Genomic DNA, 14,686 nt, shown 5'->3' with positions numbered 1-14,686 from the left:
TTTTCAAAAGAAAATTCATTCCTTCTCTTTTCTTTTCAAAAATTCCGACTTGTGATAAGATAGGCTGGTATGCGTTTAGATAAATTATTAGCCCAGGAAAAAATCAGTCGAAAAGCCATGAAACAAGCTCTTCTGAAAAAAGAAATTTTAGTCGATGGACTCCCTGCTACTTCCCTTGCACAGAATGTTGATACAGGGTTGCAAGAGCTGATTTTCAAAGATAGAAAAATCCAAGGATATGAACACACCTACCTCATGCTCCATAAGCCAAATGGAGTCGTGACTGCAAGCAAGGATAAGAAACTCCCAACGGTTATGGATCTACTTCCTCAACACCTCCAGTCGGCTCAGCTTTACGCCATCGGCCGTCTGGATCGGGATACGACGGGTCTCCTCCTCTTAACAGATAATGGTCCCCTAGGTTTTCAACTCCTCCATCCTCAGTATCATGTGGATAAAACTTACCAAGTAGAGGTCAATGGGCCACTAACTCCCGACCATATTCAAGAGTTTAAAGATGGGATTGTCTTTCTTGATGGAACTATCTGTAAACCTGCTCAACTTGAGATTTTATCCTCAAGTCCTAGTCTCAGCCAAGCCACCATTACCATCTCTGAGGGGAAATTTCATCAGGTCAAAAAAATGTTCCTCTCAGTCGGTGTCAAGGTCACTGCTCTCAAACGAGTTCAATTTGGAGATTTTATATTGGCCCCTGAACTAGCAGAAGGTGATTTCCGACTTCTAAACAAAGAAGAATTGCAGGTTATTAAAAATTACTTAGAAAACAGTGGATAAAACAAAAAAAGCTTTAAACAAATAAAGCTTTTTAAAATCTTCTTTAGCGTATAAATACCATGACACCTAAAATAAAGTGAAGTGCAGAAATTACAATCCCTAGGATGGACAGATTTTTTTCTCTCTTATAGTCAAGCCCAGATTCTTTTTGATGTGAGTTAGCTAAGACTAGACCAATAATCCCCAAAATCAAACTTACCACCGGCGAAAGCAAACCAAGAATGATAGACAAGATCCCTAAAACAAGTGACGCTTTTTTCTTTTCTTGCATATTCTAAAAACTCCTTAAACTCATACAAATGAATAATACTATAAAAATTAGCTTTATCAATTGGATAAAACAAAAAAAGCTTTTAAAGATAAAGCTTTTTTTGTTAGAATCCTGATTAGTGCATCATTAAGATGAGCCCTGCAACCCAGTTAACTACAGAAATTACAATCCCTACGATATTAAGAATTCGTTCTGTTTTGTAATCAAGCTCAGATTCTTTTTGATGTGAATTAGCCAAGACTAGACCAATGATCCCCAAAACGAGACCTACGATTGGAGATAGCAAACCAAGGACGATAGATAGGACACCTAAAACAAGTGATGGTTTTTTCTTTTCTTTCATCTTCAAAAACTCCTTAAATTTTATACTAACAATTATACCATAAAAAGCTGGAACTTTATATTAAACATATGTGACAAGTTTTTTCACATTGTTAATTAGATTTTACCTTCCCTGTCCAAGAATCCAATCCGTAAGAGAGGATATAGATTTCTGAGAAACCTTGTTTTTTCAAGAAAAGTGCTGCATTTGTGACACGTTGCGCACGTTGGTTTTCATAGAGAAGGACAGGTTTATCCTTGCGAAGAGCTGCCAGACTTGTCTTCAATTGATTTGAAGGGATATTACGAGCTCCGAGGATATGTTTTCTATGAAAATCAGCTGGATCACGCAAATCAATCAACTGACCTGTACGAATCAAAGACTCAAACTCTGCATTGTCTACAATTTTCGCTGCACGACGAATGCGAAGATAGTTATATCCCATCCAAGCCAACATCGCTATAATAAGTCCCCATAATACCCAAGTTACCATATTACTTAATCTCCATTTTTTTCTAAATAGTCTAATTCTAGTTTGTGCTCTCTGCGAAGAACAGCCTCCGCTTCAAGATAATCCAGCTTGTCCATCAAGCCTGCATCATAGATTCGAGATAGCTCGATCTTCATCAGTTCAATGTCATAGAGACGTTTTCCCATATAGACAATGATACCAAACTGTTTGAGAAATTGTTGCACATCGTAGAGTGTTTTCATAGCTTTCATTTTAGCAAATAATCAGAGTTTTTTCAATAGTTCCCTAATAGTTCGGGGTAGGTTTCCTTTTTTCACTATTATCTGAATTTCTTTACACTATGACAAAGAAGAAATCCTAAAGTCATTCCAACGATATTTTGCATGAGATTTGGGATGATTTCTGGAATAGCTGCGCCCCAACCATTCATCCAAGCTGATGCCAAGGCATAACCAGCTACCATGAATAAAGTCGCTAAGACTAAGCCTAGCCATTGCCATTTTCCTTTAAAGCCTGCGAAATAACCTTGGAAACCATGGTTAATTAAGCTAAAAATCATCCACTGAGGGTAGCCTGAAATGAGGTCAATAAGAAATCCTGCTAAACCTCCAACAACAGCCCCTTCACGACTGCCAAAGTAAAAGGCTGTGAAGAAGACTCCAACGTCCAAAAGTGTTAGAAATCCAGTTGGTGTCGGGATTTTTATAAAATACCCCAATACGACAGAACTAGCTGCCAAGATAGATACTAGGGCGATTTTAGTTGTTTTGGTTTGCTTCATACTGTCTCACTCCATATTGATCTGCTTGTGCAATGGCACGGTAAACAAAGGCTTTGGAAGTTTCAATTGCTGGTAATAGTTCCTCTCCCTTGACTAACTGACTAGCAATACTTGATGCAAAGGTACATCCTGCACCAGCATTTTGTCCTTGGATGACTGGATTCTCAAGAATAGTAAAATTCTCCCCATCATAAAAGACATCCACAGCCTTATCCTGACTGAGGCGATTTCCACCCTTGATAATCACTGCTGGTGCACCCAAGTCATGTAATTTCTGCGCTGCAGCCTTCATATCTTCCATACTTTCAATCTTTTGGTCTGCAAGCAACTCTGCCTCAGGAAGATTCGGAGTAATCACTGATACATAAGGGAAAAAGCGAATCAACTCTTGACAGAGCTCACTAACTGCAACGTCGTGCGTTTCCTTACAAACCAATACAGGGTCCAAGACCACTGGAACTCCTGATCTTTCCTTAATGAAATTCAAGGCTTTTTCAGCAACACCGACCGTCGGCAAGAGACCAATCTTAATCCCTCCAAAGTCTACGCTCTTCAGACTATCCAACTGTTGTTGAAAAATAGTCTCATCCGTCGGGAAAACCTCAAAACCATTTTCTGTCAAAGCAGTCAAGCAGGTCATGGCTACAAATCCATGCAGACCATTCAAAGTATAGGTGGCAAGGTCAGCTGCTAATCCACCACCACTAAAAATATCATTTCCTGAAAGTGCTAAAATACGATTATTCTTCATAACGAATCTCCTTCAAATACAAACCATTAGGCGCTGCAGTTGGTCCTGCCAACTGTCTATCCTTTTTCTCCAAGATGAGGTCAATCTGTTCAATCGGCATACGATTGTTGCCAATTTTCAGCAAGGTTCCAACCATATTTCGAATCTGCTTATAGAGGAAACCATTGCCTGAGAAGGTAAAGGTCAAAAACTGCCCTGTTTCATCAACCCTAAGACTAGCTTCCGTGATCGTTCTTACCTTGTCTTCCACACTAGTACCTGATGCCGTAAAACCAGTAAAGTCATGTGTTCCCTCTAGTTTTTTTACAGCTTCTTGCATCCGCTCCACATCTAGTGGATAGGGATAGTGGGTGGCATAATGACGACGCATGGGATTTTTAGGACGTCCTCTATCTACGATAAACTCGTAGGTCTTGCTATGCTTGGCATAACGGCAATGAAAATCATCAGCCACAATTTCAATCGAAATCACATCGATGTCTTCAGGACTTTGGGTATCAAGAGCAAAGCGAAGTTTTTCCTCATCCATCTGATAGGGGAGATCAAAGTGGATGACCTGCCCTAGCGCATGAACACCACTGTCCGTTCGCCCAGCACCATGAATGGTAATAGCTTGTCCTTTATTTAATTTTGTTAAAGTTTTTTCAATTTCCTCCTGAACACTACGCGCATGAGGTTGCCGTTGAAAACCAGCAAAAGCGTAGCCATCATAAGAAATTATAGCCTTATATCTAGTCATGTATCTATTTTATCAAGAAAATTTCTCTGCAACAAGTTTGAGAATTAAAAATTGTAAGGGGACAATTCCTCGAAGTTATTTATGTTCTATCTGACCTTTTTCATGATGTATTTTCGTATAGGTACTTCAACTATTTGAACGATTTCAAATCCTTCTTTTTGGTAAAGATTATAAGCTGTTTGATTTGCCTCGTAGACATTTAGAGAAATAGTATCTATGTCTTCATTTTCAAAGGCCAAACTAACAAATTTCCTTAAAGCCTGGCTACCTAACCCCTGCCCCTGTTTCTGGGGATTGATAAAAAATCTCCCGATATGAAGATTCCTGTCTTCTAGCCTGATTTTCTGGATAAGCCCCACAAACTCTTGTCCATCAAAGATTGAAAAGATTCCTTCCAAATCTTGCAAGACTTGAATTGTCAAGGGAAAAGGAATCATTGGTCCCATCCATTGCTTCTGAAAACTTTCTCCCAAAGCATTAGACCACTGACAAATGAGTTGGGCATTTTCTGACTGAAGTCCTTTTTCAAAGTGAATTTTCATATTTGTTCCTAAAACTTCTCCTATATCCAACTATTATACTCTTTCTCTTATTTTTTCCGAATAAATAAGTATGATTCATCTTTATTTTTTTCTTGTTGGAACGATTCTTGCTTCCTTTCTAGGCTTAGTCATCGATCGCTTCCCTGAACAATCCATCGTCTTTCCTGCAAGTCACTGTGATTCTTGTCAGACTCGCTTGAGACCACTAGATTTGATTCCGATTGTGTCCCAGATATTCAATCGCTTTCGCTGTCGCTATTGCAAGGCTCGCTATCCTGTTTGGTATGCCCTCTTTGAGTTGTGCTTAGGACTGCTCTTTCTAGCTTTCTCTTGGGATTTTCTAACTTTGGGGCAAGTCATCCTAATCAGCGCTGGTCTGACCTTGGGCATCTACGACTTTCGCCATCAGGAGTATCCTTTACTGGTATGGATTTTCTTTCATCTACTTCTAATGGCTTGCTCTAGTTGGAATCTAATCATGGCTTTTTTCTTGATTCTTGGAATCATTGCTCATTTCATCGATATCCGCATAGGGGCAGGAGATTTTCTCTTTCTATCTTCTTGTGCCCTAGTTTTTACACTTACAGAAATACTGATTCTCATTCAATTTGCTTCTTCAACCGGCATTCTAGCCTTTCTCCTGCTAAAGAAAAAGGAAAGACTTCCTTTTGTGCCTTTCCTCTTACTGGCTGCTTGTGTGATTATTTTTGGTAAGCTACTGCTTCTCGGATAAAGTCAGCGATTTCTGCTATTTGTCCTTCATGTAGAGCTTTAACAATCTTGGAACCGACGATAACACCATCAGAGACCGCATTGAAACGTTCCACATCAGCCTGAGTGGATACACCAAATCCTGTTAAAACTGGAATGTCAGCCACTTGATGAAGTTGGGACAAGTGCTTGTCCAAGTCATCTCGGTAATTTCCTGATTTCCCTGTCACCCCATTGATAGCAACGGCATAGACAAATCCTTCTGCCCCTTCAATGAGTTCCTTTTGACGCTCAATTCCTGTCGTCAAGCTGACTAAAGGAATCAAAGCAATGTCTGTTTCCGCCAAATATGGCTCTACAAAGTTGGCGTGCTCATGAGGGAGGTCTGGTATAATCAAACCTTTGACTGCTGTATCAGCAAGGTCTTTAACCAATTTCTCCACACCGTACTGAAAGAGGGGGTTAAAGTAGGTCATGATGACAAGCGGAATTTCTGTTTCAATGGTTTTCAAAGTTTCAACCAAAGCCTGGGTAGAGGTTCCGCGAGCTAGACTGCGCAAGCCTGCTTCTTCAATAACAGGACCATCTGCAACCGGGTCCGAGAAAGGAACTCCTACCTCAATGGCAGACACACCCAAATTTTCTAAAAAGTGAATTGTTTCACCGAGACCATCTAATCCTTTTTCGTGATCTCCAGCCATAATATAGGGGACAAAAATTCCCTTTCCAGTTGCTTTAATAGCGTTCAGTTTTTCTGTCAGTGTCTTAGGCATGAGCTTCTCCCTTCTTTGCTGCGTCTGCTTCCAAGCGGTCTTTAACTTGAACTACATCCTTGTCTCCGCGACCTGATAGACAGACAATCATAGACTTGTCTGGACCAAGTTCTTTGGCTAATTTCACCGCAAAGGCGATAGCATGACTAGATTCCAAAGCTGGGATAATCCCTTCCACACGTGACAAGAGTTGGAAACCTTCCAATGCTTCCTCATCTGTCACAGGCACATAAGTCGCACGCTTGATATCGTGGTAATGAGAATGTTCTGGACCGATACCTGGGTAGTCCAAACCTGCTGAGATAGAGAAGGCTTCTAAGATTTGTCCATGGGCATCTTGGAGCACATCCATGAGCGAACCGTGGAGAACACCTGGTCTACCCTTGGTCAAGGTAGCTGCGTGATGCTCTGTATCCACACCTAGTCCTGCCGCTTCAGCTCCATACATAGCTACAGATTCATCTTCCACAAATGGATGGAAGAGACCGATAGCATTCGAACCACCACCAACACAGGCAACTAGCGCATCTGGTAGATTTTCACCTGTCAATTCACGGTACTGTTGTTTAGCTTCTCGACCAATGACACTTTGGAAATCACGAACAATTTCTGGGAAAGGATGAGGTCCCAAGGCAGAACCAAGGATATAGTGGGTATCATCGATATTTGCTACCCAAGAACGAAGGGCTGCATTGACCGCATCCTTGAGCACGCGCGAACCATCTGTTACAGCTTTCACCTTGGCTCCCAAAAGTTCCATACGGAAGACATTGAGGGCTTGGCGTTTAACATCTTCCTCACCCATATAGATAGTACATTCCATGTTGAAAAGAGCTGCAGCTGTTGCAGTTGCCACACCGTGCTGACCGGCACCAGTTTCAGCGATAATTTTCTTTTTGCCCATGCGTTTAGCGAGAAGAACTTGTCCCAAGGCATTGTTAATCTTGTGTGCACCTGTATGGTTGAGGTCTTCACGTTTGAGGTAAATCTTGGCTCCACCAATATGCTGGGTCAAGTTTTTTGCGTAGTAAAGAGGTGTTTCACGTCCTACATACTGGCGCAAAAGTTGGTTTAACTCTTCTTGGAAACTTGGATCTGCCTGACTTTCACGATAAGCTTCTTCCAACTCCAATACTGCTGTCATCAATGTTTCTGGGACAAAACGTCCACCGAATTTTCCGTAAAATCCTTCTTTATTTGGTTCTTGATATGCCATGTTTTACCCTCTCTATAAATCTTCTTATCTTTTCATGATCTTTTTGTCCGTCTGTCTCTACCCCACTTGATACATCTACTGCAAAGGGAGTAAAGTGTTGAATTGCTTCTTCTACATTGGCTTCATTTAGCCCACCTGCGATGAAGAAAGGCTGAGATAGATCTTTCGTATCCAGTTGACCCCAGTCAAAGGTCTGACCACTTCCTGCCACAGGTGCATCAAAGAGTAGATAATCTGCCTGAGAACTTGGCACGTGACCATCTCCACCCACCTGTACTGCCTGAATGCTAGTACAAGGTAAATTCTCAAACAAATCATCCGCCACCTGGCCATGAATTTGGACTAAGTCTAAATCGACCTTTTCAATCGCTTCTAGTAATTCCTCCCGACTTGGTGAAACAAATACGCCAACCTTTTTTACATTTGTAGGAATAATCTCAGCCAGCTTTGCTGCTTGTCCCAAGGTCACTTGTCTTTTGCTAGGAGCAAAGACAAAACCGATGTAGTCGGCCCCTGCTGACACAGCTGTTTCTACCGCTCCTTTGGTCGATAGTCCACAAATCTTAACCTTTGTCAATCTGCAACTCCTTGATTCTCTGGGCTACATCTTCTGCCTGCATGAGGGCTGTTCCTACCAAAATTCCGTTAAAGTAGGGGGCAACTCGTTTCGCATCTGCTTCTGTAAAAATAGCAGATTCAGAAATGTACAAGCAATCGTCCTTAAAGTATTGGGCCAAGTCTACACTAGTCTGCAAGTCAACTTCAAAGGTAGTCAAATTACGATTATTCACACCGATAATTTGAGCTCCAAGGCGGTGGGCTACTTCTAGCTCTGCTAGATTATGAGTTTCCACTAATACTTCTAGACCAATCTCTGTCGCATAGTCATACAGTTCCTTGAGGCGTTCTTCTGATAAAGCCGCTACGATAAGCAAGATAACTGTCGCACCTGCATTGCGAGCACGGATGATTTGCTTTTCATCGATGATAAAGTCCTTGTTCAGTGTCGGAATCTGTACTTGATTGGAAATCTCACGAAGATAATCCAAATGACCCTTGAAAAAAACTTCATCTGTCAATACAGAAATCATAACAGCGCCGTTAGCCTCGTAAGTCTGGGCCTGTTGAACGATATCCACATCCAGATTGATATCACCCATACTTGGACTCGCCTTCTTGACCTCCGCAATGATTTGCAGACGTTCTTGATGGTTTTTCAAATATTCAGCTAAGCGATAGCTTGCTCGCAGGGGCTGAAGCTCCTCTCGCTCCATCTTTTCAACTTCACGTGCCTTCTGCTCTAAGATACGTGACAAAAATTCCTGACTCATTTTTGGTACTCCTGTAATAGTCTGAGTTTTTCAAGGGCCTTACCACTAGCAATCACTTGACGTGCCATTTCAACTCCGTCCTTGATACTGTCTGTTTTACCATTGGCGTAGAATCCTAGACCAGCATTTAAAACGGTTGTTTCCAAGAATGGACTTGGTTCGTTATTAAGAACACTGACAAGGATGGCTGCATTCTCATGAGCATTTCCCCCACGAATGTCCTCAATAGCAATGCGTTCCATTCCCAAATCTTCTGGGGTAAAGGTTGACAAAGTGATTTCACCATTTTCAAGAAGGGTAATGCTGGTAGTCCCATTCAAACCAGCTTCATCCAATCCTTCTGGACCAGCTACTACAATGGCACGTTTGCGGCCCATATTTTTCAAGACCTGAGCAGTACTTTCCAGAAGTTCTGGGCGACTGATCCCTAGAAGCTGTGTTTCCAAGACCATTGGGTGAATCAGTGGGCCTGTCAAATTCATGATGGTTGGAATTCCCAACTCCAAGCGTGCTGGCATGATATATTTCATAGCTGGGTGCATGTTTTTGGCAAAGAGAAAGACAATACCTGTTTGATCAAATACCTTACCCAATTGTGCTGGTTTGAGGTCAATATTGATTCCCAAAGCTTGCAAGACATCTGCCGAACCAGATTTAGAAGAGATGGAGCGATTGCCATGTTTGGCCATGTGGATGCCACCACCTGCCAAGACAAAGGCTGCAGTTGTAGAAATGTTGAAGCTAAATGACTTATCTCCACCCGTACCGCAATTATCCATAGCATCTTGAATGTTGGTTGGAATGTGTTGAGCATGTCCTCTCATAACTTGGGCGAGGGCTGTTCTTTCTTCAGGTGTTTCTCCCTTCATCTTGAGGGCTAACAGTAGTGAAGCGATTTGTGCTTCCGTCACACGTCCTGTTACGATGCGTTCAATCACATCTGTCATTTCAACACTTGATAAATCTTCAAAGTTCGCTAATTTTTCAATAATTTCTTTCATTTTGTGTTCCTCACTTTACAACTTTCTCGATAAAATTCTGAATAGAAGATAGGCCATCTGGCGTTCCAATACTTTCTGGATGATACTGCAAGCCATAAATCGGAAGAGTTTTGTGTTGGATCCCCATAATGGCTTGGTCATCTGTCGAACGAGCTGTGACTTCAAACTCTTCTGGCATCTCTTCAATTAAAATACTGTGGTAACGCATGACTGGACGATTGTCCTCAATCCCTTGATAGAGAACTGATGGAGTCTCAAATCGGATTTGACTTTGTTTACCGTGCATAACTTTAGGAGCCAAGCCTAACTTACCACCAAAGACTTCTGCGATGGCTTGGTGCCCCAAACAAATCCCTAGAATAGGTTTCTTACCTGCAAAATCACGAATCATTTCTTCCATTTTCCCAGCATCAGCTGGCCAACCTGGGCCAGGAGAGAAAACTAATCCATCTGCCTTTGTAGCTTCTTCATAAAGGTTTGGATCATCATTTCTCAAAACCTGAACTTCTGCGAAATTCCCGATATATTGAGCCAGGTTATAAGTAAATGAATCATAATTGTCAATCAATAAAATCATGGTCTTAGTTCTCCCATTCTTGTCATAGATTTAGCTTTGTTAATCGTTTCTTGGTATTCATTCTGAGCGATGGAATCATAAACAATTCCTGCACCAGCCTGTACGTAGGCTCTTTTATTTTTAAGAATCATGGTTCGAATTGCAATGGCGAAATCCATGTCTCCAGTTGCTGATAGGTAACCGATAGCTCCTGCATATACGCCACGCTTCTCTGTTTCTAGTTCATAGATGCGTTTCATGGCCCGAATCTTTGGTGCTCCCGATACTGTTCCTGCCGGAAGAGTCGCTTTCAAGGCATCCATGGCAGTTAATTCTGGTAATAAACGTCCTTTAACCACGCTGGTCAAATGCATGACATAACGGAAAAGTTCCACTTCCATATACTTAGTTACTTGGACACTGGCTGTTTCAGCAATTCTACCGATATCATTTCGTCCCAAATCCACCAACATTCGGTGTTCTGCCGTTTCCTTTTCATCAGAAAGTAGATCACTAGCATGTGCTGCATCTTCTTCGTCATTAGTGCCTCTAGGTCGCGTCCCTGCAATTGGATTGGTTGTCACGATACCATTCTTGACGGAAACCAAACTCTCAGGACTGGCACCGATGATTTGATAATCTCCAAAGTCGTAAAAGTAGAGATAATTTGATGGATTTGTCACTCGGAGATTTCTGTAAAAGTCAAAAGGATTTCCAGTGACCTCAGCAGAGAAACGTTGACTGAGTACACATTGGAACATATCTCCATTGCGAATCAAGTCGCGAGCTGTTTCTACCATTTCTTCAAATTTCTGAGGTGCAATATGTGGTTTAAACTGAAGTGGAGAAACGTCCAAATCTTCAAATTCATTTGAAGCAGGGATTTTCAACTCTTCTAAAACCTGATCTAAAGCCACTTCTAGTTCTTCATTGCTTCGATCACTGTAAAGAGCATCCTCGATGATATGAATTTTTTCTTTCTTGTGGTCAAATACCATATAACTCTCGTAAACAAAGAAATGCATATCTGGCGTCCCAATCGTATCCTCAGGAAGCTGGCCAATCTCTTCGTAAAGAGAAATCATGTCGTAACCAACAAAGCCAATCGCTCCACCACCAAAAGGTAGGTCTGAATGGTGCTGGCTCTTATGAGTTACCTCATAGAGAAAATCCAAGGGGTCACGATCAATCACTTGGCCATTTTGATATAGGACTCCATTCTCAAACTTAATCTCAAAAACTGGGTTATAGGCTAAGATAGAAAATCGAGCATTTTCCTTTTCTCTTGGGATACTTTCAAGTATGACCTTGTGTTGTCCGTTCAAGCGCATATACGCCAAGATTGGTGATAAAACATCTCCATGAATGATTCGTTCCATTGTAATTTCCCTTTCAGTTCTTCATAAATCCTGTGGTGATTCTACAAAAAATCCCCACGCAAAATAACTTGCGTGAGGACGAAATTCGCGGTGCCACCTCAATTATAGGATTTCTCCTATCTCTCATTCCTGTCTCAGAACCTTCTTGTAACAGGCTGTGCGATAAAGGACACTCCCTTGAGAATTATGAATTCTTCTCTCGTTTGAGATGGACCCAACCTTACAGCTTTCTCTGCTTGTTTTCAGCAACCACAAGCTCTCTGAGAGAGAAACAGCTATAATTTTTCCATCTTTTATTATTTAGCTTCAAGGTAGTCTGCAATAGCAGCTACGTCCTTGTCTCCACGACCAGAGACATTGATGATGATAATCTCATCTTTACTTAGTTTTGGTGCTCGTTTGACTGCTTCTGCGATAGCATGGGAGCTTTCAATAGCTGGGATAATTCCTTCAGTCTTGCTAAGTAAAAGCAAGGCTTGGACAGCTTCTTCATCAGTCGCTGCAACATATTCTACACGACCAGAGTCTTTAAAGAAGGCGTGTTCTGGTCCAACCCCTGGATAGTCTAAACCAGCAGAGATAGAGTAAACAGGTGCAACATTTCCATCTTCACCAAAGACTGCATAGGTTTTCATTCCATCGACAATTCCTACACTACCCTTGGTCATTGTTGCCGCGTGTTTATCGGTATCTAAACCGTGACCAGCAGCTTCTACCCCAACCAATTTAACTTCTTCATCAGTTACATACTGTGAAAAGGCACCGATGGCATTAGAACCACCACCCACACAGGCAATGACGTAGTCTGGCAAACGTCCTTCTTTTTCCAAGATTTGACGACGTGATTCTTCACTGATTACTTTTTGGAATTCATGAACAATCGTTGGGTAAGGGTGCGGACCTACAGCCGAACCTAAAACGTAGAAAGCATCAAGGTCATTCATCCATGCTCCAAAGGCTGCATCAACCGCATCCTTCAGTGTACGAGTTCCCGTTTCAACTGCGTGAACAGTCGCTCCCATCATCTCCATGCGGAAGACATTGAGACGTTGACGCTCCACATCTTCTGCCCCCATGTAGACATCACATGCCATACCAAATTTGGCTGCAGCTGCAGCTGTCGCAACGCCGTGCTGACCAGCTCCTGTCTCAGCAATCACCCGTTTTTTACCCATGCGTTTGGCAAGAAGGATCTGTCCCAAAACATTGTTGAGTTTGTGTGAACCCAAGTGGTTAAGGTCTTCACGCTTGAGATAAATCTTAGCTCCACCTAGGTGCTCTGTCAAGCTTTCAGCAAAATAGAGCGGAGTCTCACGGCCTGAATAATCTTTCAAGTAATGACGATATTCTGCCAAAAATTCTGGATCATCCTTGTATTTATCAAAAGTCACTTCCAACTCATCCAACAAAGCCTGAATCGGCTCCGGTACAAAACTACCACCAAATTGTCCAAAATAACCTTTTGTTGTCATAAAATTTTCCTCCTTCTGTATGAATCCGGCTTTTTGTTTGCTTTTGGTAGTAGGCAAGAAGCTGTAGATAGAACTAAAGTTCATCAAAGCTACTTAAGGCCCTAATAAAAGATAAACAAAATGACGGATAGAAAAACGCCCACACACGGAATCTATTTCCATGTGAGGGCGTTTGTAACGCGGTACCACCTCAATTGTAAAGAGAATATCCCCTTTACATCTCTGCCTTGTCTAACAACAAGTTGCACTGTAAGGTGTGCCTACCGAATTTTCATTGTTTCAAATTCACTTTTAAAATCAGCCCAATTTCACTAGTTCCAACCACCTGTTCACAGTAACCACAGGCTCCCTGAAGATTAAAAATAATTACTTTTCTGATTTGTTGAGTTAATTATATGTTATTGTTTTTTCTTTGTCAACCGTTTTCACTAATTTGTATGCGGTAGAATTTTTTAGAATGCCTAAATTCATACATTTTTTAGGAGAACGTCACCGAGTTTTAAAAAAAGACTGAACAAATTTCTTGCTCAGTCTTGACATTGATACACTTATCAGGTATCATTAATTAAAGACTGAGTAAGAAGGACGAGTTCTTACTCGGTAAGGCGAGAAGTGTTAGCGCACTTTTCGTCTTTTTTTATTCGATTAATTTAAGTAAATTATAACACATTTTCACACACCACGCAAGCATTTTATGTTTGATTGTAGCACAAAAAGACCTTTTTTTACAAAGGTTATTGTTATATAACTTTTTATATACTTTGTTATGTACTTCTATTGTTTTCGGAAGTATGATAACCTTTTACTATCAGGGTAACATTGATATCTAGATGTATTTTCTTTACCCGTTTTACTCATTCTTTTTTTAATGGTATAAGCAGAAACTTCTTCTAAAGAAATAAATTTTTCATAATCTTCTCTCCAGTTGCCAAAAAATAGATCCCTCAAAGAATCTTCATAATTCAAAACAATTATCCGACTCATCGTTTCAGCTCCAGCAAGAGTCCAGTACATTCCTCTTTTTTTCATTCTATAAGTGACCTTACGATGCTGACTCTCCATTATCCCGATCCCTGCATGACTGAATCCTCTCTGTTCGGCTGGTTTGGTATATTGGAAATTTCTCAATATTTTACTCTTGAACTTCTCAAACAACTCTTGTTCTTCTTCTGTCTCGATATAACTTTCAGTCGTATCTAGGACAGTTCTCATTAACTGCTTATCATGTTGCTTAATCGCCTGGAAAGCTCTCTCTAATAGATCTTCAGAGTAAAATTTTAGATAATTCTTTAACTCTTTATTTACATGGTACTCATCCCAGAAATGTTCGTGGCGTTTAATTCGCAAAACCTTCGCAATCTCTTTGAAAACGTAGGGTGTATATCCATGACCTCCATCAGAGTTCGTGATCAATAAAGTCCTATCCGTAACTTCATAATTATTGAATAGATAATCGATCACCTGCTCCCTCACTAAGCGATTGTCAAGACCAATAAATTCCTTTTTGTCCTGGAGTTCAAATCGATTGCTGCCAACTTTTTGGCTTCCCGTATGGACTACAAAATGGGATAAAT

The 14,686-nt window shown here is 41.1% G+C and carries 19 protein-coding genes and 1 other annotated feature; of the genes, 2 read left to right on the top strand and 17 right to left on the bottom strand.

The window, feature by feature from the left end; all coding sequences use genetic code 11:
* The first annotated feature begins 69 nt into the window (after positions 1–69).
* On the top strand, positions 70–795 hold the full coding sequence (locus QM460_RS05310) for a pseudouridine synthase (protein ID WP_414289448.1): 726 nt from the start codon (positions 70–72) through the stop codon (positions 793–795).
* A 43-nt stretch (positions 796–838) separates the two neighbouring features.
* On the opposite strand, the gene QM460_RS05305 is transcribed toward QM460_RS05310, so the two are convergent.
* The 8 genes from QM460_RS05305 to QM460_RS05270 all read right to left on the bottom strand — a co-directional run bounded on the left by QM460_RS05305 (position 839) and on the right by QM460_RS05270 (position 4,673).
* On the bottom strand, positions 839–1,066 hold the full coding sequence (locus tag QM460_RS05305) for a hypothetical protein (RefSeq protein ID WP_001156564.1): 228 nt from the start codon (positions 1,064–1,066) through the stop codon (positions 839–841).
* A gap of 115 nt (positions 1,067–1,181) precedes the next feature.
* Positions 1,182–1,409 (bottom strand): hypothetical protein, encoded by a 228-nt coding sequence (locus QM460_RS05300; protein WP_000660082.1) that lies wholly within the window; start codon positions 1,407–1,409, stop codon positions 1,182–1,184.
* A 91-nt stretch (positions 1,410–1,500) separates the two neighbouring features.
* Positions 1,501–1,881 (bottom strand): rhodanese-like domain-containing protein, encoded by a 381-nt coding sequence (locus QM460_RS05295; protein WP_000259322.1) that lies wholly within the window; start codon positions 1,879–1,881, stop codon positions 1,501–1,503.
* Positions 1,882–1,886: 5 nt separating this feature from the next.
* Positions 1,887–2,111, bottom strand: a complete 225-nt coding sequence (locus QM460_RS05290; protein WP_000646475.1) for a YqgQ family protein — start codon at positions 2,109–2,111, stop codon at positions 1,887–1,889.
* Positions 2,112–2,179: 68 nt separating this feature from the next.
* Positions 2,180–2,641, bottom strand: coding sequence for an ECF transporter S component (locus QM460_RS05285; RefSeq protein WP_000814958.1), 462 nt, complete (start codon positions 2,639–2,641; stop codon positions 2,180–2,182).
* Entirely contained in the window at positions 2,619–3,392 is a 774-nt protein-coding gene (locus QM460_RS05280; RefSeq protein ID WP_414289447.1) for a bifunctional hydroxymethylpyrimidine kinase/phosphomethylpyrimidine kinase, read from the bottom strand. The genes QM460_RS05285 and QM460_RS05280 overlap by 23 nt, the downstream gene beginning before the upstream one ends.
* Positions 3,382–4,131 (bottom strand): tRNA pseudouridine(38-40) synthase TruA, encoded by a 750-nt coding sequence (gene truA / locus QM460_RS05275; RefSeq protein ID WP_049503446.1) that lies wholly within the window; start codon positions 4,129–4,131, stop codon positions 3,382–3,384. Before truA ends, QM460_RS05280 begins: the two co-directional genes overlap by 11 nt.
* Positions 4,132–4,217: 86 nt before the next feature.
* On the bottom strand, positions 4,218–4,673 hold the full coding sequence (locus QM460_RS05270) for a GNAT family N-acetyltransferase (protein ID WP_414289446.1): 456 nt from the start codon (positions 4,671–4,673) through the stop codon (positions 4,218–4,220).
* A 70-nt stretch (positions 4,674–4,743) separates the two neighbouring features.
* Between QM460_RS05270 and QM460_RS05265 the strand changes: the two genes are divergently transcribed.
* Entirely contained in the window at positions 4,744–5,406 is a 663-nt protein-coding gene (locus QM460_RS05265) for a prepilin peptidase (protein ID WP_075228171.1), read from the top strand.
* Here the strand turns inward: QM460_RS05265 and trpA are convergent.
* The 9 genes from trpA to QM460_RS05220 all read right to left on the bottom strand — a co-directional run.
* Positions 5,375–6,157, bottom strand: coding sequence for a tryptophan synthase subunit alpha (gene trpA / locus QM460_RS05260; protein ID WP_001127038.1), 783 nt, complete (start codon positions 6,155–6,157; stop codon positions 5,375–5,377). The genes QM460_RS05265 and trpA overlap by 32 nt on opposite strands.
* Entirely contained in the window at positions 6,150–7,373 is a 1,224-nt protein-coding gene (gene trpB / locus QM460_RS05255) for a tryptophan synthase subunit beta (RefSeq protein WP_000331308.1), read from the bottom strand. The genes trpA and trpB (QM460_RS05255) overlap by 8 nt, the downstream gene beginning before the upstream one ends.
* Positions 7,351–7,950 (bottom strand): phosphoribosylanthranilate isomerase, encoded by a 600-nt coding sequence (locus tag QM460_RS05250; protein ID WP_000169930.1) that lies wholly within the window; start codon positions 7,948–7,950, stop codon positions 7,351–7,353. Before QM460_RS05250 ends, trpB (QM460_RS05255) begins: the two co-directional genes overlap by 23 nt.
* Complete coding sequence (trpC, locus tag QM460_RS05245) at positions 7,937–8,704, bottom strand: indole-3-glycerol phosphate synthase TrpC (RefSeq protein WP_000076570.1); 768 nt, start codon at positions 8,702–8,704, stop codon at positions 7,937–7,939. Before trpC ends, QM460_RS05250 begins: the two co-directional genes overlap by 14 nt.
* On the bottom strand, positions 8,701–9,705 hold the full coding sequence (gene trpD, locus QM460_RS05240) for an anthranilate phosphoribosyltransferase (RefSeq protein WP_414289445.1): 1,005 nt from the start codon (positions 9,703–9,705) through the stop codon (positions 8,701–8,703). Before trpD ends, trpC begins: the two co-directional genes overlap by 4 nt.
* A 10-nt stretch (positions 9,706–9,715) precedes the next feature.
* The gene (locus tag QM460_RS05235) at positions 9,716–10,282 is read right to left on the bottom strand and encodes an aminodeoxychorismate/anthranilate synthase component II (RefSeq protein WP_049528083.1); all 567 of its coding nucleotides are present in this window, start codon (positions 10,280–10,282) and stop codon (positions 9,716–9,718) included.
* A complete protein-coding gene (gene trpE, locus QM460_RS05230) occupies positions 10,279–11,640 on the bottom strand; it encodes an anthranilate synthase component I (protein WP_414289444.1) in 1,362 nt (453 codons plus the stop codon). The genes QM460_RS05235 and trpE overlap by 4 nt, the downstream gene beginning before the upstream one ends.
* Positions 11,641–11,936: 296 nt before the next feature.
* The gene (gene trpB / locus QM460_RS05225) at positions 11,937–13,112 is read right to left on the bottom strand and encodes a tryptophan synthase subunit beta (protein WP_414289443.1); all 1,176 of its coding nucleotides are present in this window, start codon (positions 13,110–13,112) and stop codon (positions 11,937–11,939) included.
* Positions 13,113–13,273: 161 nt separating this feature from the next.
* Positions 13,274–13,504, bottom strand: a binding site (T-box leader).
* Between the two features lie 382 nt (positions 13,505–13,886).
* The coding region (locus QM460_RS05220) for a UPF0236 family transposase-like protein (RefSeq protein WP_414289442.1) at positions 13,887–14,686 on the bottom strand (800 nt) is incomplete at its 5' end.

Source organism: Streptococcus infantis, assembly GCF_047464415.1.
In the GTDB taxonomy this organism is placed as follows: domain Bacteria; phylum Bacillota; class Bacilli; order Lactobacillales; family Streptococcaceae; genus Streptococcus; species Streptococcus infantis_AE.
The sequence above is the reverse complement of the archived record's forward strand: the minus strand, read 5'-3'. Positions and strand labels throughout refer to the sequence as shown.